This window comes from Pseudoalteromonas sp. CNC9-20 (assembly GCF_022347875.1).
In the GTDB taxonomy this organism is placed as follows: domain Bacteria; phylum Pseudomonadota; class Gammaproteobacteria; order Enterobacterales; family Alteromonadaceae; genus Pseudoalteromonas; species Pseudoalteromonas ruthenica.
This window is the reverse complement of record NZ_JAKRFS010000004.1, coordinates 271,237-294,611: the sequence shown is the minus strand read 5'-3', so window position 1 is coordinate 294,611 and position 23,375 is coordinate 271,237. Positions and strand designations below refer to the sequence as shown.

General features: G+C 46.2%; 21 protein-coding genes. 9 read left to right on the top strand and 12 right to left on the bottom strand.

Features of this window, described 5'->3' with window-relative positions:
* The first annotated feature begins 2 nt into the window (after nucleotides 1-2).
* The 7 genes from MHM89_RS11755 (at nucleotide 3) to yacG (ending at nucleotide 7,074) form a co-directional block, all read left to right on the top strand.
* Nucleotides 3-416: a pilin gene (locus MHM89_RS11755; RefSeq protein ID WP_275441819.1), complete on the top strand. Its 414-nt coding sequence runs from the start codon at nucleotides 3-5 to the stop codon at nucleotides 414-416.
* Between the two features lie 62 nt (nucleotides 417-478).
* Nucleotides 479-2,170, top strand: a complete 1,692-nt coding sequence (gene pilB, locus MHM89_RS11750; protein WP_239408871.1) for a type IV-A pilus assembly ATPase PilB — start codon at nucleotides 479-481, stop codon at nucleotides 2,168-2,170.
* Between the two features lie 79 nt (nucleotides 2,171-2,249).
* On the top strand, nucleotides 2,250-3,479 hold the full coding sequence (locus MHM89_RS11745; protein ID WP_152441222.1) for a type II secretion system F family protein: 1,230 nt from the start codon (nucleotides 2,250-2,252) through the stop codon (nucleotides 3,477-3,479).
* Nucleotides 3,480-4,376, top strand: coding sequence for an A24 family peptidase (locus MHM89_RS11740; protein ID WP_239408870.1), 897 nt, complete (start codon nucleotides 3,480-3,482; stop codon nucleotides 4,374-4,376).
* A 7-nt stretch (nucleotides 4,377-4,383) separates the two neighbouring features.
* Complete coding sequence (coaE, locus tag MHM89_RS11735; RefSeq protein ID WP_239408869.1) at nucleotides 4,384-4,989, top strand: dephospho-CoA kinase; 606 nt, start codon at nucleotides 4,384-4,386, stop codon at nucleotides 4,987-4,989.
* Nucleotides 4,990-5,077: 88 nt separating this feature from the next.
* The gene (gene pilB / locus MHM89_RS11730) at nucleotides 5,078-6,757 is read left to right on the top strand and encodes a type IV-A pilus assembly ATPase PilB (RefSeq protein ID WP_239408868.1); all 1,680 of its coding nucleotides are present in this window, start codon (nucleotides 5,078-5,080) and stop codon (nucleotides 6,755-6,757) included.
* Between the two features lie 77 nt (nucleotides 6,758-6,834).
* The gene (yacG, locus tag MHM89_RS11725; RefSeq protein ID WP_022945425.1) at nucleotides 6,835-7,074 is read left to right on the top strand and encodes a DNA gyrase inhibitor YacG; all 240 of its coding nucleotides are present in this window, start codon (nucleotides 6,835-6,837) and stop codon (nucleotides 7,072-7,074) included.
* An 8-nt stretch (nucleotides 7,075-7,082) separates the two neighbouring features.
* Here yacG and MHM89_RS11720 read toward each other — a convergent pair whose 3' ends face one another.
* The 9 genes from MHM89_RS11720 to queA form a co-directional block, all read right to left on the bottom strand.
* Nucleotides 7,083-7,856: a YggN family protein gene (locus tag MHM89_RS11720; RefSeq protein WP_239408958.1), complete on the bottom strand. Its 774-nt coding sequence runs from the start codon at nucleotides 7,854-7,856 to the stop codon at nucleotides 7,083-7,085.
* Nucleotides 7,857-7,985: 129 nt separating this feature from the next.
* Nucleotides 7,986-8,804, bottom strand: a complete 819-nt coding sequence (locus MHM89_RS11715; protein WP_239408867.1) for a transporter substrate-binding domain-containing protein — start codon at nucleotides 8,802-8,804, stop codon at nucleotides 7,986-7,988.
* A gap of 69 nt (nucleotides 8,805-8,873) precedes the next feature.
* Complete coding sequence (locus tag MHM89_RS11710; protein ID WP_239408866.1) at nucleotides 8,874-10,688, bottom strand: bifunctional diguanylate cyclase/phosphodiesterase; 1,815 nt, start codon at nucleotides 10,686-10,688, stop codon at nucleotides 8,874-8,876.
* Nucleotides 10,689-10,757: 69 nt separating this feature from the next.
* Nucleotides 10,758-11,276, bottom strand: a complete 519-nt coding sequence (locus MHM89_RS11705) for a hypothetical protein (protein WP_239408865.1) — start codon at nucleotides 11,274-11,276, stop codon at nucleotides 10,758-10,760.
* 119 nt (nucleotides 11,277-11,395) lie between these two features.
* Nucleotides 11,396-12,340: a protein translocase subunit SecF gene (gene secF, locus MHM89_RS11700; RefSeq protein WP_239408864.1), complete on the bottom strand. Its 945-nt coding sequence runs from the start codon at nucleotides 12,338-12,340 to the stop codon at nucleotides 11,396-11,398.
* A 9-nt stretch (nucleotides 12,341-12,349) separates the two neighbouring features.
* Nucleotides 12,350-14,209 (bottom strand): protein translocase subunit SecD, encoded by a 1,860-nt coding sequence (gene secD, locus MHM89_RS11695; RefSeq protein WP_045979228.1) that lies wholly within the window; start codon nucleotides 14,207-14,209, stop codon nucleotides 12,350-12,352.
* Nucleotides 14,210-14,227: 18 nt separating this feature from the next.
* Complete coding sequence (gene yajC / locus MHM89_RS11690; protein WP_045979227.1) at nucleotides 14,228-14,566, bottom strand: preprotein translocase subunit YajC; 339 nt, start codon at nucleotides 14,564-14,566, stop codon at nucleotides 14,228-14,230.
* Between the two features lie 78 nt (nucleotides 14,567-14,644).
* On the bottom strand, nucleotides 14,645-15,769 hold the full coding sequence (tgt, locus tag MHM89_RS11685; protein ID WP_022945417.1) for a tRNA guanosine(34) transglycosylase Tgt: 1,125 nt from the start codon (nucleotides 15,767-15,769) through the stop codon (nucleotides 14,645-14,647).
* Between the two features lie 158 nt (nucleotides 15,770-15,927).
* Entirely contained in the window at nucleotides 15,928-16,968 is a 1,041-nt protein-coding gene (gene queA / locus MHM89_RS11680; RefSeq protein ID WP_239408862.1) for a tRNA preQ1(34) S-adenosylmethionine ribosyltransferase-isomerase QueA, read from the bottom strand.
* Nucleotides 16,969-17,111: 143 nt separating this feature from the next.
* Between queA and MHM89_RS11675 the strand changes: the two genes are divergently transcribed.
* On the top strand, nucleotides 17,112-19,613 hold the full coding sequence (locus MHM89_RS11675; protein ID WP_239408861.1) for an EAL domain-containing protein: 2,502 nt from the start codon (nucleotides 17,112-17,114) through the stop codon (nucleotides 19,611-19,613).
* 243 nt (nucleotides 19,614-19,856) lie between these two features.
* A complete protein-coding gene (locus MHM89_RS11670) occupies nucleotides 19,857-20,060 on the top strand; it encodes a hypothetical protein (RefSeq protein WP_022945414.1) in 204 nt (67 codons plus the stop codon).
* Between the two features lie 13 nt (nucleotides 20,061-20,073).
* Here the strand turns inward: MHM89_RS11670 and MHM89_RS11665 are convergent, their stop codons facing one another.
* The 3 genes from MHM89_RS11665 to MHM89_RS11655 all read right to left on the bottom strand — a co-directional run bounded on the left by MHM89_RS11665 (nucleotide 20,074) and on the right by MHM89_RS11655 (nucleotide 23,123).
* Nucleotides 20,074-20,994, bottom strand: a complete 921-nt coding sequence (locus MHM89_RS11665) for a hydrogen peroxide-inducible genes activator (protein WP_022945413.1) — start codon at nucleotides 20,992-20,994, stop codon at nucleotides 20,074-20,076.
* A 107-nt stretch (nucleotides 20,995-21,101) separates the two neighbouring features.
* A complete protein-coding gene (locus tag MHM89_RS11660; RefSeq protein ID WP_022945412.1) occupies nucleotides 21,102-22,370 on the bottom strand; it encodes an inorganic phosphate transporter in 1,269 nt (422 codons plus the stop codon).
* Nucleotides 22,371-22,445: 75 nt separating this feature from the next.
* Nucleotides 22,446-23,123, bottom strand: coding sequence for a TIGR00153 family protein (locus MHM89_RS11655; RefSeq protein WP_239408860.1), 678 nt, complete (start codon nucleotides 23,121-23,123; stop codon nucleotides 22,446-22,448).
* Nucleotides 23,124-23,375: the final 252 nt, after the last annotated feature.

Below are 23,375 nucleotides of genomic sequence, written 5' to 3'. Positions count from 1 at the left end.
ACATGGAAAAAATGACTCAAAACAAACAACAGGGTTTCACCCTGATTGAATTAATGATCGTTGTTGCGATCATCGGTATTTTGGCAGCAGTAGCGCTTCCAGCATATCAAGGCTATACAGCTAAAGGTCAAGCGACAGCGTGTTATCAAGAAATCATTCCTGGTAAAACGCAATTCGAAATTATGAAGCTTGAGCAAGGTGCTGCTGCAACTCCAACTCTACCTGACCTTCAGCTGGGTCAACCAAAAGCGTGTGCTAGCCATGCAGCAACAGCTACTACTATCGTAGGTACTATGAAGGGTTCACCAGGTATCGATACCGAGACCCTTACGCTTACTCGTGACGACACTACTGGTGAGTGGACTTGTACCTCGTCTGCTGCAGATAAAGATTTACTTCCTCTAGAGTGTCGCTAATATATAGCTAACCTATTGTAAACACTCCCCTTGTGGGAGTGTTTTTTTACTGCAGTGATTGTATGAATATAAATTCTCCTCTTGTTAGAAGGCTATCTGCCCTCGGTTTATTATCACCAGACCAAATATCCTCACAAGCCAAAAACCAATATGGCTCTATCGCAGAGATGATATGCAACGTTGCAAAAATTTCCCCGGAGCAATTGCAGCAAAAAGCCAGCCATATTTTTCATGTTTCCCAATACGACATTTCCACCTTTGATTTGAGCATGCTGCCCGAGCAGGGAATGTTAAATGAAAAGCTGATTAAAAAGCACAAGCTGCTGCCAATAGGTGCGAAAGGAAAAACATTATTCATTGCAACGGCTGACCCTACCGATTTTAGCGCTTTCGAAGATTACGAATTCAACACGGGAATGCAAACAGAGGCGGTGGTTGTTCGTTATGACCATCTAGAAAAAGCGATCGATGGCTTATTCGATAGTACGTCAGGGCTCGGTCTCACCGACAATGATATGGAAGAGCTCGAAGGTGTTGACTCTGGTGATGGCAATAAGAAAGATTTAGCAACAGATGTAAATTCTAAAGAAGACGACGCCCCCATTATTGTTTACATCAATAAAATTTTAATGGATGCGATTAAGCGCGGAGCTTCCGATTTACACTTTGAACCCTATGAAAAACGCTACCGCATCCGCTTTCGTGTCGATGGCGTGCTCCATGAAATTGCCTCTCCTCCTGTTAACCTAGAGAGCCGTATTGCTGCACGTATCAAGGTTATGTCGCATATGGACTTGGCGGAAAAGCGCAAACCCCAAGATGGCCGTATAAAACTAAAAATAAACGCCAAAAAAAGTATCGATTTCCGTGTGAGTACCCTTCCCACCCTTTGGGGTGAGAAAATCGTAATGCGTATTCTTGATAGCTCCAGTGCGATGCTCGGCATTGATGTGCTTGGCTATGAGCCCGAGCAAAAACAACTTTATTTGGACGCACTTGCGCAACCTCAGGGTATGATTTTGGTTACCGGTCCTACAGGTTCAGGTAAAACCGTATCACTTTATACCGGTCTCAATATTCTTAATACCACTGAGCGTAATATTAGTACTGCCGAGGACCCCGTTGAAATAAATCTAGAGGGGATTAACCAGGTTCAAATCAGCGCTAAATCTGATATGACCTTCGCCAATGCTTTACGGGCGTTTTTACGTCAAGACCCTGATATTGTCATGGTGGGTGAGATTCGAGACTTAGAAACAGCTGAAATATCGATAAAAGCAGCGCAAACAGGCCACTTAGTACTATCGACGCTACACACCAACTCAGCGCCGGAAACTCTGACTCGTTTAATGAATATGGGTGTGCCTTCATACAACATTGCCAGTTCAGTGAGTTTGATTATCGCCCAGCGGCTAGCCCGTCGGTTATGTAAGCATTGCAAAGAGCCTGAACAGCTACCTCAAGAAGAACTGATAAAGCAAGGCTTTACACAAGAGCAGCTAAACGATTTAACTGTCTACAAACCTGTAGGTTGTGATGATTGCACCGAAGGCTACAAAGGCCGAGTTGGTATTTATGAAGTGATGCCCATTACTCCGAAAATCGCCGAAATTATTATGCGTGGCGGTAACTCATTAGAGATAGCAGAAGTCGCAGCTCAAGAGGGTGTCAATAACCTAAGAAAGTCAGGCTTAAAAAAAGTGGCACAGGGCGTGACTAGCCTGGTAGAAGTCAATCGCGTAACCAACATGTAAAACACCTAGGCAAACAGCAGTAACCTTTGCTGAAACCCTGTGTTAATATTAAGTAATCAACAGAGCTTGTGAGAAAATAATGGCAAAACAAAAACAAGCAAACCAATTGGACACGTTCCAATGGGTGGGTGTGAGTACTCGAGGCAAAAAACTTGAAGGTGAGCTTACTGGTACCAGTATTGCACTCGTAAAGGCTCAACTGCGCAAACAAGGTATTACGCCATCAAAGGTGAAAAGAAAAGCCAAACCTTTACTGGGCTTTTCTGGTGAGAAGCGTATAACAGCGAAAGACATAGCCATGCTGACCCGCCAGATAGCAACCATGCTATTGGCTGGTGTTTCCTTGGTTCAAGCTATAGACATGATTGCCGAAGGCTCTGAAAACAAAAGCCTAAAAAACCTATTAAGAACAATTGGTGAAGAAGTAAAAGCGGGTCAACCTCTGAGTGCTGCACTCAAAAAACACCCCAAGTACTTTGATGACCTCTACTGTGACCTGGTTGCATCGGGTGAGCAGTCAGGCGCGTTAGATAGAATATTTGACCGTGTCGCTTTATACAAAGAAAAAGCAGAAGCCCTCAAATCAAAAATTAAAAAGGCGATGTTTTATCCGGTGGCAGTTATAGCCGTTGCCATAATAGTTACATCCATTTTGCTTATATTCGTAGTACCTCAATTCCAAGATATTTTTAATGGCTTTGGCGCAGAACTACCTGCATTTACCTTATTCGTAATCGGAATTTCTGAATTTATGCAGGAGTATTGGTGGGTTGCAGTGCTAACCATGGTGGTTGGTGGCTACTTGTTTAAGCAGGCACACCGAAAGAATAAAGATTTGCGAGACAATGTTGATAAGCTCATCCTAAAAACCCCAATCGTAGGTATGATCTTGAATAAGGCCGCAGTGGCACGTTATGCCCGAACATTATCAACCACTTTTGCTGCAGGTGTCCCTTTAGTGGATGCACTAGATTCAGCAGCTGGGGCGTCTGGTAATGCGGTTTATCGCGATGCAATTTTAGATATCAAAGCTGAGGTCAGCTCTGGTAACCCGATGAACTGGGCAATGCGTAACTCCAATATATTCCCTGATATGGTGATTCAAATGGTCGCTATCGGCGAAGAGTCTGGTTCACTGGATGATATGCTTGCTAAGGTGGCAACTATTTATGAACAAGAAGTAGATGATGCCGTGGACGGCCTCTCAAGTCTATTAGAGCCACTCATTATGGCAGTGCTAGGGGTGCTAATCGGTGGCCTAATTGTTGCTATGTATTTACCTATTTTCCAACTCGGTTCTGTTATTTAGATGTTTTCAGAAGTACTCGAATTAATGAAAAGCGAGCCGTGGTTTTTTATAACCACGGTTCTTTTTGTATCCTTAGCTGTAGGTAGCTTCCTCAATGTGGTTATTTACCGCATTCCAAAGATGATGCAAAATCAATGGCAGTCAGAGTGTCGCTTACTACTTGCCGATGAATTGGCATCAAAAAGTGAACAAAGCCAATCAGCATCCGCTCCTTTTAACCTTCTAAAACCAGCTTCGACTTGCCCGAAATGTAATAACAAAATCAAGCCTTGGCACAATATCCCCTTGCTTAGTTGGCTATTTTTAAAGGGCCAATGCGCATACTGCCAGGCGCCTATCTCTATTCGCTATCCAGCTATAGAGCTCATCACTGCGGTTCTAAGTTTAGTTGTCGCGCTTACCTTTGGCCCCACTCAACTAACCGTGCTTTACATCATTATCACCTGGGTATTGGTGGCACTGACATTCATAGACATAGACCATATGCTGTTGCCAGATCAGCTGACGTTACCGCTGTTATGGCTGGCTTTATTAGCAAGTGTTGCAGGGATCACCATAGAACCGAGTGCAGCACTAATTGGCGCTGCCGCAGGCTACCTTAGCTTATGGAGCGTTTATTGGCTGTTCAAATTGCTGACCGGTAAAGAAGGGATGGGCTATGGCGACTTTAAACTGCTGGCGGTATTTGGTGCCTTATTAGGTTGGCAAGCATTACTGATGATCATACTCCTGTCTAGCATTGTGGGTGCCGTAATTGGTGTTACCTTACTCTCTATTCAAGGCAAAGATAAGGCAACCCCGATTCCATTTGGCCCTTATATTGCCATTGCTGGCTGGATAGCCATGCTTTGGGGAGAGCAAATCCAAGGCGCTTATTTCGGCGCTATTTTGGGTTAAAACAACGATGTGGACGCTTGGTCTAACCGGGGGGATAGGCTCTGGTAAATCAACCGTTAGCGCCTTGTTTCAGCAGCTCGGCATCACGGTTGTCGATGCCGATGTTGTCGCTCGCCAGGTAGTACAGCCAGGCACTAACGGATTAGCCGCCATCGTTAGCCGTCATGGCCGTTCGCTGTTGTTGGATGATGGTAGCCTTAATCGCGCTAAGCTACGTGACATCATTTTTGCAGACGAAAGCGAAAAGCAGTGGTTAAATGCGCTTTTGCATCCACTTATCCGCACTGAGATGCTCACCCAACTGGAACAGGCACAAAGTGTCTATGCAATCCTTGAGGCGCCACTACTTTTTGAAAACAGTCTTGATAAGTATTGTCAGCGCACCTTATTGATCGATGTGCCTGAAACTGTACAAATAAGTCGCACTTGCGCTCGAGACAATATCACTGAGCAGCAGGCAAACGCTATCTTAAAGGCACAAATGTCACGCCGAGATAAAGTCGCAAAGGCCAACGATATTATCTCTAATGCTGGGGTAATCGCTGACCTCAGCGCCAAGGTATCTCTGTACCACCAAAACTATTTGCACCTCGCCAATTTGCATTCCCGCTAAGATCGATAACACTTAATGTTACAGCTTGTAATGGCTTAAATCATTGAGCTTGCTATACATTATTGTTATTAACTTGGTTGCGTGACCTATGAATATTAACTCACCTTTGATTCGTAAATTTATTACCCTAGGACGTATTGACAGCGACACAGTAAAGGCGCACCAAGAGCAAAGCCGCTGCGCAGCAGAGACCATAGTCCGTAGCAGCAATATGAGTAATCAAGAACTGTTGGCACAATGTGTTGAACTCTTTCGCACTCCGTATATTGATTTAAGCTCCTTTGATCCCAGAAGCATAGACAAGCACTTGCTAAATGAGCAGTTAATTCGTCGTCATCATATGCTGCCCATTTCTACCAAGGGCAACAAGCTATTTCTCGCCGCCTCAGATCCTACTGACTACGGTGCTTTTGAAAATTACGAGTTTAGTACCGGGCTTCAATGTGAAGTGGTGCTGGCTGATTATCGGCAAATAGATAACCTCATCGAGCAGCTGTTCGATGCCACCCACACACTGAAGCTATCGCAAGAGGATAGCGACGAACTCAGCCACCTCGCCAAACAAGACTATGATAATCATCATCCGGAACAGGGCAATGAGGATGACGACGCCCCAATTATTGTCTACATCAATAAGATTCTCCGTGATGCCATACGCCGAGGTGCTTCTGATTTACACTTTGAGCCCTATGATGGCGACTACCGCATACGCTTTCGAATTGATGGTGTGTTACATGAGATGGCCAATCCACCTTATGCGCTGTCCACTCGCCTTGCAGCCCGCATCAAAGTAATGTCTAAACTAGATATTTCGGAAAAGCGCAAACCCCAAGATGGCCGCATTAAGCTTACGATTTCGCCGCGTAATAGCATTGATTTTCGGGTCAGTACGTTGCCAACTATGTGGGGGGAAAAAATTGTTATGCGGGTGCTAGATTCCTCCAATGCCACTTTAGGAATTGACGCGCTCGGTTATGAGGAAGAGCAAAAGCAACTTTATCTGCACGCACTGCAACAACCTCAAGGCATGATTCTTGTCACCGGCCCCACTGGCTCCGGAAAGACAGTCTCTCTTTACTCAGGCTTAAGCATTTTAAATACACCTGAGCGGAATATCTCTACAGCCGAAGATCCGGTCGAAATTAACGTTAAGGGCATAAATCAAGTACAAATAAACCCTAAAGCTGAGCTTACGTTCGCTAACGCTCTTCGCGCCTTCTTACGTCAAGACCCTGATGTAGTAATGGTAGGCGAAATAAGGGACTTAGAAACGGCTGAAGTCGCCATCAAAGCCGCACAGACCGGACATTTGGTGCTTTCCACCCTGCACACCAACTCCGCACCGGAGACTATCACACGACTTTTAAACATGGGCGTACCGGCGTACAACGTGGCTAGCTCGGTGTCGCTGATCATCGCTCAACGCTTAGCACGCCGCCTTTGCAAATACTGTAAAGAGCCAGAGCAGCTCCCAACGGAAGAGCTTATTAAGCAAGGATTTGATGCTAACTCTGTGGCACAAGTAAAATTGTATCAAGCAAAAGGTTGCGACCAGTGTACTGACGGGTACAAAGGCCGGGTGGGCATTTATGAGGTATTAGAAGTTTCAGCGGATATTGCCAAAGTGATTGTTTCCGGTGGTAGCTCGATAGATATAACCGAAACAGCCAAGGAAGCAGGCTGTGCGACATTGCGTCAATCGGGGCTACGTAAAGCTGCAGAGGGCATTACCTCACTATCTGAGATTAACCGTGTTACGCGGCTGTAGGTTGTACTTATAGGCCTTTTAAAGCATCCTGCTCTCAGTTACACTGCCGCCATGAAAGTTTCACAGCCCCTAATACTATGCCTACCATTGTAAAATGCCCAACTTGCGAAAAGCAGGTGACCTGGTCTGCACAAAGCCCCTATCGCCCGTTTTGTAGTAAACGTTGTCAGCTGATTGATCTGGGCGAGTGGTCTAGTGAAAACAATAAAATTTCTACTGCAATGAATGGTGACAGCGAAGGCGTCGATAAGGCTGAATTCATAGAAGAAATTGAAGCCATGCTAGCGCAAAATGATGATTCGTTTTTTAAAGACTAACGGCTGGGTTAGCTCGAGGTTTTAATATTCACCAAGTCAAAATCAGCCAATTCAGGTACAATCTGTTGGAGTTTTGATTCTGTTTTATCAAGCGCATTCAGACATCTGCAATATTCAACAGATTTTTGTTCAAGCTGCTGCGCTTTTTTCTGTAACGACTTATCGATTTCCGCTGTGATGATCTCCATGCGCTGACCCATATCGTTAATGCGCTCTTCGATATTTCCCTCTCGAGATTGGAATGCGTCGCCCAGTGACACCAGTATGGCTCCCAAAGAGCCTTGGATTGCGGTGTGAATTTTCTTCGATACTTCTTGGGCAAAAAAGTCATCTAGTTTGGATAACGATTGCGGCGCAATAAAGAAAAAGTCGTCTCCACGCTTAAACTTGTCGCGTAACGCTCGTTCTACATACTGTAACTGTGTTTTAAGAATTTCCGGCTCTTTGTCAGATAGGCCCGTGACCACATCCTCAATAGCACTCAGCCCAATGTTAACGCCATCGGTGGCGAGGTCTACTAACTCTGGAACAGTATCGCGGATCATCATGCTATATTGACGCAGCACCGCTGTCTCTTGCTCGTTCAGTTCAATCCACTGCCCGCGAACAACCAACTGCTGGTCTTGGTTTATTTGCACACGGGTTTGGTTGTTATCAACGATGCGAATAATGTCGTCAGTGATGATAAGCCCATGGGTTAGCTCCACGTCACAATGAGTCTGGGCATGTACGTTGTGTACACCCACTATGGATAACATGACAGACAGACCCAACCAACGCAGTGACATAGCAACTCCCAAATAAGCTGCGCTAAGATTATCAAAGAGTGACCATGAAGCAAATAGGCAAATTTTTTGTTAGCCCTGCGCTTCATAAGTAAAACAGCGAGGAACTACCGCTTGTTCAACATGTTAAGGTGACTCAATGTAAAAAGGGTTGGCCAGCATAATATGTCGGCGTGACGCTAACGACAGCGTCTCTAGGTTGGCTGAGAAGTAGCGTGTAAATAGCGCATCAAACTCACCGCGCTGGATAAGCACATCCAACCCCTGTCGAAGGTGTGCCGCTAACTCAGGCCGATTCTTAGAGACAAAGAAGTAAAATGCACTCGGGTAATTAAGCACAACATCATCAACAATTTGTAGCTGCATCTGCTGATGGGCTTTTAGTTCATCAACCACTTCAATCACGGAGCGAGGAAAATAATCGACCCGCTGCTGCGCTGTTAAGCGAAACATCGTTTGATAATTTGCTACCGGTTTTACCGGTAAATTGTTAGCGGCGAGTATGTTGGTATCTGGCCAATCATGACCTTGCACAGCGCTGAACTGGCGTAGCTGCGATACTGACTCTACGGCGCTGAGTGCCCTTGCCAGTTTCGGGTGCGCAAGCAGTACTCGCTGACCAATGAGCCCTTTAAATAGCGGTACCTTAACCGCAATAGCTAACTTTTCTCGTGCTGGGCTAGTCATACTCCAGTGCACATCGACGCGCTCACCATCAAGCATATACAAAATACGCTGTTGATGCGGATGCACATCAACGTAACTGATAGTATATGGCTTATCACTGATTGCTAATGCGCTTTGTAATAGCGCTTGTAAGTAATAATCACGGGGATACAGAGGCCGCATCTCTTGGGCAACACGAACTGTTTGCTGAGCGTAAACAGGGACACAGAGCATAAGAGAAAACAACAGTGCCCTTGTTAATAACCCCTCAACCATCATTCACCTCCTCAGCTCTGCGCTCAAACTACCGTCCATATTGACACAGTACAACACAGAACTAATGTGATTTTATTCATGTAATGACAGCGGTGAAAGCGAGTCCAGTGGCTCAGGGTGTATACGAAACAACGGTGCGGCGGGCCCGCGTCGCTGGCAGCAAAAGAGGTGGCTCCCCTTGTGACGTTTAGCCTCTTTTTTTGCATCGGTCGCTAATGTCGCAACTTGGTGACTATTATCGCAGCTACGTGTATCTGGTGTGACTAACCCCACGGCCAAAGCCAATAATGGCACGAACTGACGCTGCCCTTCACGATTACAGCTCCAATAACCTTGCGCTGCGATATGCTCAGGGCTAAAAAAGCGCCGAACCTGAGTATCAAAATCAGCAATCACAGCCTGGCAGGTAGCACTGGCATCCTCACCATCAAATACAACCATAAAGTCATCACCGCCAATATGGCCAATAAAGCAGGGAACGGCTTGGCAATGACTGCGGATAATATCGGCCAATAATTTAATCACGCTATCGCCGCTGGCATAGCCATATAAATCATTGAATTGTTTGAAATGGTTCAAATCAAAGTAAGCAATGGAAAAGGCACGGTTGCTGCGCAAACGGTGCTCAATCGCATCATTAATGGCGATATTGCCGGGTAACATGGTCAGTGGGTTAGCGTGCTGAGCATGACGTACTTTTTCTTCGGTCATGTGCTTGAGAATTTGCCGCAGATGCACAACACCTAAATACTTACCGCCTCGAGTAACGATGATATAGCGACGGATATCAAAATCATTGTCGGTAATTTGCCGGCTCACTCTATCAAGCTGTTCATTTTCATCAACCACGAGTGGCTCGGCGTCCATCAACGACGCTATCGGCTTTTTGTCATATAAAGCATGACCATAGGGTGAAGCAAACACTTCTGTTAACTGCTCTTTGTATAGCAAGCCAACGGGCTGGTGATACTGATCAATAACAACCAGTGAAAACAGCGCCTTATCGTTATCAAAAATACGCTGCGCCTCTCGACACAAAGTGTATTGGCAGATAGCTTGTTGCTCTATCGCTAACCATCCCACCGCCAGCGATGGCTCAACAAAGTGCTGATGGTGAGTGTGCCCTAAATTTTGAAAGCGTTGCGCCTCAAATTGCTGGCTAGGCTCTGCACTCGGGCGTTCGAATAAATATCCCTGTACCGTATGTAGTTCGAGTGTTCGTAACAACTGAAACTCTTCTTCTCGCTCTATTCCCTCGGCGACTACCCGAGTATGTGTGGCTTTTGCTAGCTCCGTTATAGACTTTAAAAACTCTTTTTTCACCGGACTTTGATCGCAATGATCTATAAAGTAGCGGTCTATTTTGACAATATCGGGCTGTATTTCTGACCATTGTTTAAGCCCTGAATACCCCGCCCCTAAATCATCAATAGCGATGAGAAAACCAAGCTGACGGTAATGTGCAACCGCTTTGCGTAACTGCTCGGTATTATCCACTTTATCTTGCTCGGTGAGCTCGATGACTACTTGCTGCGCACCGAGGCCGTATTCACGCAGTAGCTGCAGGGTTTGCCCTTTAGGGTGAGCCGGATCCGATAACGTGTTGGGGCTGACATTAAGAAACAACTTGCCAGCTAATTGCTGCTCGGCGAATGAAGCTATGGCCGTTTCTCGACACAGTAGCTCTAATTCAGAAAGGCGATGGTGGGCTACAGCACAGCTAAATAGTGCGTCGGGTCTGTGCAAAAAGCTATCTTCAGGCCCCCTACTGAGTGCTTCATAGCCAATTATCGCTTCCTGATAGAAGTCAAAAATAGGTTGAAAAACGCAGGTAACTTGACGCTTTTCAATAATTCCGGCTAATTCTGCTATTAATTCGGCACTCACAGCTTTGTACACCCAATATTAAAATGGTGGCAAAGCCTAGCAAGGGATTATGACAGCGTCATGAATTGACTACTTTCTCTGCAATTGCTGCTGAACGATATTGAAATGGGCTTGCGCTTTGAGTGCATGTCGACGCGCCGACACAGTATTAACTGCGCCAGTTTGCGACTCTCTCACTATAGCTCTAATTAGCAGCGGAAGAACTGTCGCCTCCTTAATATGATAGCAAATCGGTGCCTCAAAGTTGGGTAAAGCATCGCCATTGCGGTATTGCTCACTCAGCTCTGCATACGTTAATTGCACGGAGCTATCAAAGCCTTGATATAAGCTTTGTAGGTACGCGTCACACTCGGGAAAGCGCAGTCTTAGCTCTGGGATTTGCGCATACATAGCAACGGCTAGGGCTGTACTTATATGCTCGAGCTCTGGTGCTCGTCCTTGCAAGCGTAACTCACTGAGGAGTTGCTCACTCATGCCTAGGTACACTCGGGCTGCTGAGTTCGAATCAGCAGTTGGCTGTGGCTTGCCGACGCTGTCACCGCAAGCACTTATTGTTAGCAAAGCTAAGACCAGTAAAAACAACTTCATAAGACTGGGCCTGTATAACAGCTGTGACAGCGAGCTACATTCATTGTCACAACCAGGGAACTGGATATATAAAAAATGCCGCATTAAAGCGGCATTTTCAACGTTTTGACCTTTATTCTCTAAGGCATAGGATCGAGATCAGCGCCCTCTTTCTCTACTTCTACGGGGATCAAGTCCTCTTTACTAACTCCAAGGAATACCGCCACAGAGCTGGCAACATAGACCGACGAGTAAGTACCGATGAATACACCAAAGAGTAATGCCGTAGCGAAACCATGGATAGTTTGGCCACCCCACACGAACAAGGCTATCAATACCAAAATAGTGGTAATTGAAGTAACCAAGGTTCGATTCAATGTCTGTGTAAGGGAAAGATCGATAATTTCCAAGGTGTCGTCAATACGCACTTTACGGAAGTTCTCACGGATACGGTCTGAAACAACGATAGTATCGTTAAGTGAATAACCGATGACCGCAAGAATCGCCGCCAAAATAGTTAAATCAAACTCCAAGCCTAATAGTGAAAACAGGCCCATAGTCAAAATAACATCGTGGAACAAGGCAAATACCGCACCTAGGGCAAAACGCCACTCAAAACGTAAGGCAACATAGAGCAAAATACAGATCAAAGCAGTCAGCATCGCTAAGCCACCCTGCTCTTTCAAATCTTCACCTACGCTGGGACCAACAAACTCGATACGGCGCATCTGCGCCTGTGCATCGGCCTGTTTTAAGGCTGCCATAACCTGGTTACCAATGACCTCAGCTTTCACTCCCTCTCCTTGTGGAGGAAGACGCACAAGTACGTCTTTACTGGAGCCAAACAGCTGTACAGAGGCATCAGCGAAGCCATTCTCTGCGAGTACTTTTCGTACTTGGGAGAGCTCAGCAGGCTGTGAAAAGCCCACTTCTACAGCTGTACCACCGGTAAAATCTAACCCAAAATTAAGGCCTTTAACCACGAAAGACACCAGCGCGGCAATAATCAATAAAATTGAAAAGCCCATCGCTACTTTGCGTGCTTTCATGAATGGTAAAGTACCTTTCACTTTTAATAATTGCATGCTTCGCTCCTATATCGATAGCTTTTCAATGCGCTTACCACCAACAACTAAGTTGATAACCGCACGGGTACCAACAATGGCGGTAAACATTGAAGTTAAGATACCTATTGCCAGGGTTACCGCGAAGCCAGCGATTGGTCCGGTTCCCACTGCAAACAGAATAATCGCTGCGATTAAGGTGGTAATATTGGCATCAAAAATGGTACTGAAAGCACTGTCGTAACCGAAATGGATGGCCTGCTGTGGACTGCGTCCATCAGCCAATTCTTCGCGGATACGCTCGAAAATAAGTACGTTTGCGTCCACCGCCATACCAACCGTTAAGACGATACCAGCAATACCAGGTAAGGTCAGCGCAGCACCTGGGATCATCGACATCACTCCGACAATCATCACCAAGTTAGCCCCCAAGGCTAGGTTAGCAACCAAGCCGAAACCTTTGTAATAAAGCAGCATAAAGGCTAAAACAAACGCGAAACCAAGCACCACGGCGGTCATACCCGCTTCAATATTTTCTTGGCCTAAGCTTGGACCCACGGTGCGCTCTTCTACGATTTGGATCGGTGCAACAAGGGCACCTGCACGCAGCAGCAAGCTCAAGTTATGTGCTTCAGCTGGGTTATCTAAACCGGTAATGCGGAAACTGCGCCCTAATCGTGCTTGAATCGTCGCCACGTTAATTACTTCTTCCACTTTGATAGGCGGAAGCGGCTTTCCGTTTTCGTCTACTTCGCCGGAAGGCTTGTATTCAATAAACACGGTCGCCATTGGCTTACCTATGGCGCGTTTGGTAAAGGCATCCATCTTGGCACCGCCTTTAGAATCCAGCTTAATATTAACCTGTGGACGCTGATATTCATCCATGCCAGATTGTGCACCGGTAATATGGCTACCTTCCAGAATGACCCGCTTTTTCAGTACCACAGGACGGCCTTCGCGGCTCATGATCATTTCAGTACCAGGCGGTGTCCGCCCTTGCATCGCCAACCCAGGGTCAGCATCTTGGTCAACCTCACGAAACTCTAGGGTTGCCGTAGCACCTAAGATTTCTTTTGCACGCGCGGTATCTTGTACACCGGGTAATTGCACGATAATGCGCTCTGCGCCTTGACGTTGAACATTAGGTTCAGCAACACCGATTTGGTTAATCCGGTTACGAATAATGGTTTCGTTTTGCTTGATCGCATAATCACGCAGCTCTTTAATACGCTGCTCGCTCATAGAGGCAATAAAGCCATTGTCGTTGTTGCTGTCATCAACAAATAAGTAACCCGGGTAGCGGTCTTGTAAGAAGCGCTCTGCAGCGTCTTTGTCTTGCTCACTGCGCATCACCACTTGCACGCCATCGCTCCCCGCTACGCGGCGGATAGTGCGATAACGCAGTTTTTCTTCGCGTAAGTCTGAGCGGAAATCCTGCTCCATCTGGTTTAGGGCATTATCCATCGCCGTCACCATGTCAACTTCCATGGTGAAATGCACACCACCACTTAAGTCAAGACCGAGCTTCATTGGGTTACCACCAATGGCTTTTAACCATTGTGGTTGAGCTGGCGCCATGTTGATGGCTGAGATGTAATCTTCACTTAAGTTGTCGCGCAAAATGTCCTGAGCTTTAAGTTGTTGTTCGACATTTTTGAAGCGGACCAGGATCTGGCCATCGGCGAGTTTGCTCGACTTGGTTTCAATTTTATTATCAGTCAGGATTTTATTTACTGTATCTAGCGCACTGAGATCGGCGTCGGTTCCCTTTGTTCCGGTAACCTGAATGGCCGGATCGCGGCCATAGATGTTCGGGGTGGCATAAAGCACCCCGACTGCCAATACAACAAGCACGAGTAAATATTTCCATAAGGGAAACTTATTTAACACGTATCTTTCCTTTTTGGTTTATAGCGACTTCATTGTGCCTTTGGGTAGTACTGCGCTAATCGCAGACTTCTGCACTGTTACTTCGGTTTGGTCGTTCAGCGAGATAAGCACAAAGTCTTTATCTTCAGACACCTTAGTGATCTTACCAACCATGCCGCCTTGAGTAAGCACTTCATCACCTTTGGCTAAAGCGCTCATTAGGTTTTTGTGCTCTTTTACTCGCTTAGCTTGCGGGCGATAGATAAGAAAGTAAAAAACCAAACCGAAAATGGCCAGCATAATTAGCATTTCATAGCCACCACCAGCTGGTGCGGCGCCCGCTGTGCTTGCATGTGCGTTTGCAATAAATAAACTCATCAGGTAGTCCCCTTAAGTACTTAACTATTAATTTTAGTGTTGTAAATTACAGGCAAGCCCGCACAAGGCGGGCCGCAATCATTCTGTTTCTGCGAGCTCTGGAACCGCAGTATTACGGCGAGCATAAAAGTCTGCTACAAAAGCGTCAAGCTTGCCGCTGGCAATTGCCTCACGCAACCCTTCCATTAAACGTTGGTAGTAGCGCAAGTTATGAATAGTGTTCAAACGCGCACCGAGAATCTCATTACACTTATCCAAGTGATGCAAATAAGCGCGTGAGTAGTTTTTACAGGTGTGGCAATCACATTCACTGTCCAGCGGCGCGGTGTCGGTCTTGTGCACGGCGTTACGGATTTTAACCACCCCACCGGTAACAAATAAATGACCATTACGTGCGTTTCGTGTCGGCATCACGCAGTCAAACATATCAATACCACGACGTACCGCTTCAACGATATCTTCAGGCTTGCCGACGCCCATTAAATAACGCGGCTTTTGCTCTGGCATTTTGTAAGCGCAATGGTCGAGAATATTGATCATGTCTTCTTTAGGCTCACCTACAGAGAGTCCACCGAGGGCATAGCCATCAAAATCAATTTCCTCCAGCCCTGCTTGCGATTGTGCTCGCAGCTCTGGGTACATACCACCTTGGATAATACCAAACAGCGCTGACGGGTTATCACCGTGCGCTTGTTTTGAACGTTTTGCCCAGCGCAGTGATAATTCCATGGAGTCTTTTGCTTGCTTCTCCGTTGCTGGGTAAGGCGTACATTCGTCAAAAATCATGACAATGTCAGAGCCTAGATCACACTGAACTTGCATCGCTTTTTCAGGGCTCAGCATTATTTTCTCACCGTTAACGGGAGAGCGGAACATGACGCCTTCTTCCGTTATTTTACGCATAGCGCCGAGACTGAATACCTGAAAACCACCGGAGTCTGTCAAAATCGGCTTGTCCCATGCCATGAAGTCATGGAGGTCACCGTGTTGTTTAATAATCTCGGTGCCCGGGCGTAGCATGAGGTGGAAAGTATTTCCCAAGCAAATGTGCGCCCCCGTATCTTTAAGCTCGTCTGGGGTCATCCCCTTTACTGTGCCATAGGTACCTACCGGCATAAATGCGGGGGTTTCAACGACACCGCGTTCGAAAATTAAGCGCCCACGGCGGGCTTTGCCGTCGGTTGTATCTAGTTCAAATTTCATGTGGTCCTCAATAGGTCGGAAAAACAGTCCAACTCGAGCGCAAAATGCGCAGATTAACCGCCCGATTTTACCTGTTTTGTCGCAGCAATACTATGAATTGGGGCGAATCGAAGAAATAAAAGCAACAAATAAAAAAAGCCGCTTCTTGCGGCTTTTTCTTAGTCTTTATCTTGGCGGGTTAAAAACATCGCATCGCCATAACTAAAGAAACGATAACGCTCCTTGATAGCCTCTTGATAGGCCGACATAATATGCTCCTGCCCAGAGAATGCGCTGACCAGCATAATTAATGTGGACTCCGGTAAGTGAAAGTTTGTGATCATGGCATCGACGACATTGAACTGATACCCAGGGTAGATAAAGATATCGGTATCGCCAACATAACTAATGAGCTCACCGCCACCGATTTTTGCTGCCGATTCCAAAGAGCGCACCGAGGTTGTGCCCACGGCAATAACGCGCCCACCTTGGGCTTTAGTTTTCGCAATGGCATCAACAACATCTTGTGGTACATCAATGTATTCTGAGTGCATATGATGCTCTTGAACGCTGTCTACCCGCACCGGCTGAAACGTCCCTGCACCAACGTGTAGGGTCACAAACGCCATGGCCACGCCTTTGTCCTTTAACGCTGCCATTAGCGGCTCATCAAAATGTAATCCGGCTGTTGGTGCGGCAACTGCACCGGGTTTTTCACCATACACGGTTTGATAACGCTGCTTATCTTCATCAGTATCAGGGCGGTCGATATACGGAGGCAAAGGCATATGGCCAATCTGCTCAAGGGTGTCTAACACTGACATATCACCTTTGAGCTCAAGCTCGAACAGCTCGCCTTGACGGCCAATCATTTCCATCTGCGCTTGCCCTTCAAGAACCATCACCGTTCCCGGTTTAGGTGACTTATTGGCTCTCACGTGAGCAAGCACACGCTTATCATCAAGCACTCTTTCTATAAGCACTTCCACCTTGCCACCAGAGCGCTTTTGTCCATGCATACGGGCAGGGATCACTTTGGTGTTATTAAACACCAACAGATCACCAGGTTCGATGAAGTCAATGATGTCCTTGAAAATATGGTGGGTGGTATTACCGCTGTTACCCTCTACTTTTAACAGGCGACTTTGGCTACGTTCCTTTTGCGGAAATCGAGCAATCAATTCTTCAGGTAGCTCAAAACTAAAATCGGCCACGCGCATGGGTTTTCTCCGGGGTGCTGAAAATCGCGCCAATTCTAGTTCCCCCCTTGACTGAAATCAAGCGCATAGCGCTTGTCTCGGGTGACAATTACCTATAATCTAGCGGATTCAATTTAGGTCTTAAACAGTTGGGTTGCGATACCATGGCTACGCCGTTGAGCCTCATGATAGTCAATGCCAGTGCAGTTGAGCGCAGCATCATTAAACGTACTTTGGGGCGTCTCGATATTTTCTCTGTGCTTGAGTTCGCAGACTCCCAAGAAGCATTGCAGGTGCTGAAAGAACGCGCGGTAAGCTTAGTAATTACCGGACTGGATGTAGGCACCATCGATGGCTGGCGCTTTTCACGAATGATTCGCTCCGGATTGCTGAAAACCCCTAAACACACCCCGATTGTACTGACTCCCCCTTTTTATTGTGAACGTATCGCCGAAACCACAGCTCGCAGCTATGGTATTGATGCGGTTGTGCCCATTGAGCGCCAAGATTTACTACCGCAAACACTGGCCAATGTTCTGTCCACGCAACTCGATAAAAGCAGTCGTTTAGGCCTGCTGTTACTCGAGGCCGATAGCACCAAAGCAAAAGTGATGAGTGAGGCCTTAGCGTTAAACTTTGCCGTTGAAGTATGCAGCTCTGTGCGCCAAGCCTTAAGCACGTATTTGCAAGGGCGCTACGCCATCGTATTGCTAGATGCCAGTATTGCCAATGCCGAGACTGCTAACGAGTTGGTACAAAGTATTCTCACTCATAATGCCAGCCAAGCGATTGTCACTATTATAGATAGCCACGACGCTGACTATGCCGAGCGTTTATTGCTGAGCGGCGTCACCGACTTTATTCGTCGCCCTTACAATGACGCACTACTAATGAAAGTGTGTGACCACGCCGCGCGTCGTGAAGACTTTATAGCCAGCTACAGCGAGTTTGAGAAGAAAGTGGCGCAGCTAAGCCAAAGTCAATCACGCTATAAAGAGCTCTATTCAGCGCACCAACGCATTCTTATGCATCTTAATACCATCGTTATGGAGCTCGACGAGCAAGGCTGCATCCGCTTTATTAACCCAGCCTGGGAAGCAAATACCGGGTATGGTTTAAAGCAAAGTATTGGCAAGCCGCTTACCAACTACGCGTTAGCGCATGACCAAGCAAGGCTTCAGCAAGTATTGAGCGCTGTTGCTCAGGGTGAGCAGCAGCGGCGCAAGATAGAAGTGCAACTGGTTACACAACAAGGCAATAGCGCTTGGTTTGAATGCCGTTTCCAGCATGTTAATGAAGCCAATGCTGGCGCGGTGATCACCGCTTCCATCGACAATATTGAAGAGCGCAAGCAGGCGGAGTTACAGTTACAACACTTAGCTTTACACGATACCCTTACAGGGCTTCACAACCGCTATTATTTTGACCAACAACTCTCTCAGTTGTGTCGCCAAACCCGTGCTAATGATGAGCACGCACTGATTTATATCGACCTTGACCACTTCAAAATTATTAACGACAGTAAGGGACACCAAGAAGGTGACGTTGTTCTTAAAGAGGTCGCCAACTTATTCCAAGAGCATATCGGCGATAGCCATTTAGTCTTTCGCATCGGCGGCGATGAGTTCGCCATTTTACTTAAAGACACCCCATTTTTAGACGCTCATATGGTGGCTGAAGGGGTATGTATGGCCATTGATAGCTACCAGTTCCATTGCCAAGAACAGCTCTACTCTATTAGTTGCTCAATCGGCATTACACAAATATCGGCACAGAACAACGATGCTAACGAATGCCTTAAGCAGGCTGATATCGCACTGTATATTGCCAAAAGCCAGGGCCGTAATTTAGTGCATTGCTATGATGCTCGTGACTCGCAAAGTAATGCGATGCAAAGCGGCTTGGAATGGGGTCACAATGTGCGCTCGGCACTGCAGCAAAACAACATCGAGTTACACTATCAGGCCGTGTGGGACATTAAGCGCTCGCGTATTGCTTATTATGAAGCCCTATTAAGGCTGGTTGTTGACGACGAGCTTATCTACCCAAACCAATTTATCCCAGCCCTTGAAATGCTCAATGACAGCTACTTGATGGACCAATGTGTAGTTCGCCGAGCGATTAGCGATCTCAGTGAAAACCCGCAGTTACAGCGTGTTGCCATCAACCTCTCGGCGCAATCGTTTTTAGATGAACGTTTGTTGCCGCATATTCGCGCCATGCTCAATGATTATCACGTCGATCCCAAGCGCGTTATTTTTGAAATTACCGAAAGTGCCAGCATTGATAACCTGAGTGCAACCCGAGACATGATCTGCGCGCTTAACGAGCTTGGCTGTGACTTTTCCATTGATGATTTTGGCACTGGATTTAGTACCTTTGACTATCTCAAGCGCTTGCCAGCGCAGCATGTCAAAATTGACGGCTCATTCGTGCGCGATATGCAACATGACCCCATAGACTATGCGTTGGTTAAGGCCATCAACGATATTTCACGCTCGCTGAAAAAGCATTCAGTAGCGGAATACGTTGAAAATAAAGAAATTTATAACCTACTTAAAGAAATTGGTGTCGATTACGCCCAAGGCTATTTTATCGCCAAACCCGCCCCGATAGCGTCATTGCAAAACAATCAAAAAATAATCTCTGCAAAAACATCTAGCTAAGTAATAACGAACGAAATTTAACAATTTAGCGCTTTTTCTGAGCGCTCATTTAGCTATACTCAAATTATTCAGTGCGCTGTGAGAGAAGCAGGTTAAGCACGTACAGTTAATTATTAACCTGCTGAAAATACTAAATAAATCATAAAGCCCAACAATGGAATGTGGCATAGCCGGAGAGGTTATATCGGCTTAGAAGACATTGTCTATCAATGACATCAACAAGGCTCGTTAAGGAAAATCAACATGACTGCTTTAGTAACATTACTGCTGAGTATAAACATGCTCATCGCCAGCCAGTGCTACCTTCACGCCAAGCGCAAAGGGTATCCGGTACGGCTGTTTTTAGTACTGGGTGTTATTCCGTATTTTAACCTTGTGGTCTGGGTCTATTTGTTGTTTTTACCGGCACTAGAAAAGCCCCTGTTTAAACCAAAATCAACACCTTAGACAGCTAGGTTCATTAAGGCTCTTCACTGCCCACGGTGCTACAAGTACGTAGGAACTCGCCGACTTTATCGCTGAATAGCCGGAAGTCACCGATTCTTCCTGTGGTCTTGCGCCAAATTAAACCAACATCGCGATGCGCATCAGCGCCAGAGCTGGTAGCCACCAGCGGCTTGGCATCAAGTATGCCCGCGTTAATCGCCATTTGTGGTAAAAATGTAACGCCCAACTTATATTCCACCATCGACAGCAAGGTGTGTAAATTCGCGGCTTCGAATGGGTTGATGCAACTCGCTCGCTCCAAATTACACGCACTGAGCGCATGCCCAGTCATACAGTGCTCACGTTCAAGGAGGAATACGCTATGCTCTGGAAGCGCGTTGTAATCCACCGACTCATCAATGGGGTAGTCTTTGTGTTTCACGAGGTAGAACTTGTCTTTTGCCAATATCTGCGTGTGAAAGCGCCCAGTTTCATAAGGCAGTGCTAGCAGCGCGATATCGATATGGCCATGCTCTAACTTATCGAGTAGGTTATCACTGGTGTCTTCTACCAGCACTAAATCTAAGTCTTTAAACGTTTCTTTGCAGTAGCAATAAAGTGGCGCAGCGACAAAGCTAGCAATAGTCGGAATAACGCCAAGCGTTAGCGTACCGCTAAGCGGGTGCAGATGGCTGCGGGTCAGCTCTTTCACACTCATGGTGTCGTTAATTATTTGCTTGGCCTTCGCTACCACTTCTTCGCCAATGCTGGTGAACATTAAACTGCGATTTTCACGCTCAATAAGTTGCACGCCGAGATTTTCTTCAAGGTTTTGAATCGCGCTACTCAAAGTCGACTGGCCGATATAACAGGCGCTAGCTGCGCGACCAAAATGTTGATGTTGATGAACTGCGATTAAATATTGTAGTTGCTTGATACTAGGCAGGTTGGTCATGTTTATTGCTCACAAATAAAAAGACCCCAACACCGAGGGCGTTGAGATCTTTTCAAGCTAAAAGACGGTTCTGTCATGTGTTGTGGGAGATAACTCCCACAACGACGTTATACGCCGAATACTGTTCTTAATATGTAGAAGATTACAATAGCAAGAGCAGCACCAACAGGCAATGTTATTACCCAAGAAACCACAATGTTTCTAATCACACTCATATTCAGTGCGGCAATGCCCCGTGCCATACCCACACCCAAAACGGCACCGACTAGTGTTTGCGTGGTCGAAATTGGCAAGCCAGTACCAGAGGCAATAACTACAGTTGATGCGGCTGCAAGCTCGGCTGCAAAGCCTCGGCTTGGCGTTAAGTGCGTAATTCCTTCACCAATGGTTTTAATCACTTTCTTACCTAAGATAGCAAGGCCCATGACGATACCTAGGCCACCTAAAGGAAGAATCCACCATGCAAGTGCTGCTTTTTTCGCAAGCTCACCGTTATTTTCAACGATATTTACAACGGCAGCAAGTGGGCCTATGGCGTTGGCAACATCGTTCGAACCGTGTGCAAAAGCCATACAACAAGCGGTCAGTACCATCAGTACGGCAAACACTTTCTCAACGTTGTTAAACTGCATTGCCTTATCGGCTTTAGGGTCCATTTTTAGGCGTTTAATGGCAAGCATACCAATAATGCCGATAAGCACAGCAATAGCTACCGACAAGGCATAACCTTCAACGGTTCCTAGGTTGATACCAATGTGCTTTAAGCCTTTTTTGATAGTCACCAAGGACATGACAAAACCAGCCAAACCCATATAGATAGGTACGTAGCGTTTAGCATTATCCAGTGGGTTATTGGTATCAAAAATAAGCTTTTGCGCGCTCATAAAGATAAGGTAAGCAATGAAGCCTGATAGCGCAGGCGTCACCACCCAGCTACCCACAATCCCCGCAACCTTGGTCCATTGAATCGCTTCGCTACCTACAGCAACGAGAGCAAAACCAATAATAGCGCCGATAATAGAGTGTGTTGTGGAAACAGGCCAGCCTAAAAAGGACGCAATTAATAACCAGCTACCGGCCGCGAATAATGCTGAAATCATGCCCAACACCATCAGTTCGGGGATATCAGCAAACGGAGCGGCGTCAATAATGCCTTTACGTATGGTCGATGTAACCTCACCACCGGCTAAATATGCGCCAGCGAATTCGAAGATCATCGCAATGATAATCGCTTGTTTAATGGTCAGTGCTTTAGAGCCCACTGACGTACCCATTGCATTGGCTACGTCATTGGCACCGATGCCATAAGCCATGAAGAAACCTACCGCAGCGGCAACCAACACCAGCACGGTACCGTAGGACGAAATAATATCCATCAGAATAACCTTATTGTCTTAACTTTGTTTGAGCCAGCAGTGTGTTCATATTGTCTTTGCTGGATCTTGGCAATGTTAACGAGCTAGCAATACTTCTAAACGCGAACCAACGCGCTCAGCAATATCGGCTAAATCGCCCACCCACTCGATGATCTTGTACAAGAACATGACATCAACAGGGTTTAGTGTATCTTCAATGCGACGCAATTCTTGACGTAGCTTAATTTGCATATCGTCTGTGTCTTGCTCAATCGCATCAAGTTCGGCGAGCATTTTCTCAACCAGGGTTACTTCACGACCACGGAAGCCTGTTTCAAGTAATTCATCTAGCTCATTAATAGCTTTTGATGCTTGCTTGGTGGCGTCCACACAGCGTGATAGATACTGTAAGAAGTCGCTTTGGATGGTTTTTGGGATTGCCATCTCACGGCCAATAACGCGTCCAGCGATGTCTTTAGCTTTATTGGCTATCTTGTCTTGGTGGGTGATCAGTTCGAGCAAATCGGTGCGCTCAACTGGAAGGAACAGTCCACGTGGAAGATTAAGTCTAATCTCACGTTTAAGATCATCGGCCTCACGCTCTATGGAGCGTATTTTAAGACGTAACCCTTCCGCTTCTTGCCATTGAGACTCAAATACATGCTCAAAAAAGGGAATGAGTAGCGCACTTGCTTTGTGCACTTTTTTAATATGATCTTCAATTGGTTTAATAGGTGATTTTGCAAAAACCCCTAAAAACGCATTACTAGGCATAACTGACCCTTTGAATCTAAGTTTGCAATAAAACCGTCATAAATAGGTCATAAACATAGACTACATTGGTTTTGTAGGCTCGTTTCTTTGCTATTTTCCACGACTTAGTTTAACTATGCTTTCGAGCGCAATTTTACCCTATGTGCAGCTCAAACGCATCGAATTTCATGCCTTATTCAGTAAGCTTTTACACTCAACTGGCAATGATTATTTAACATCATAAAAAAAGGGCAAATGTCCGTATTTGCCCAT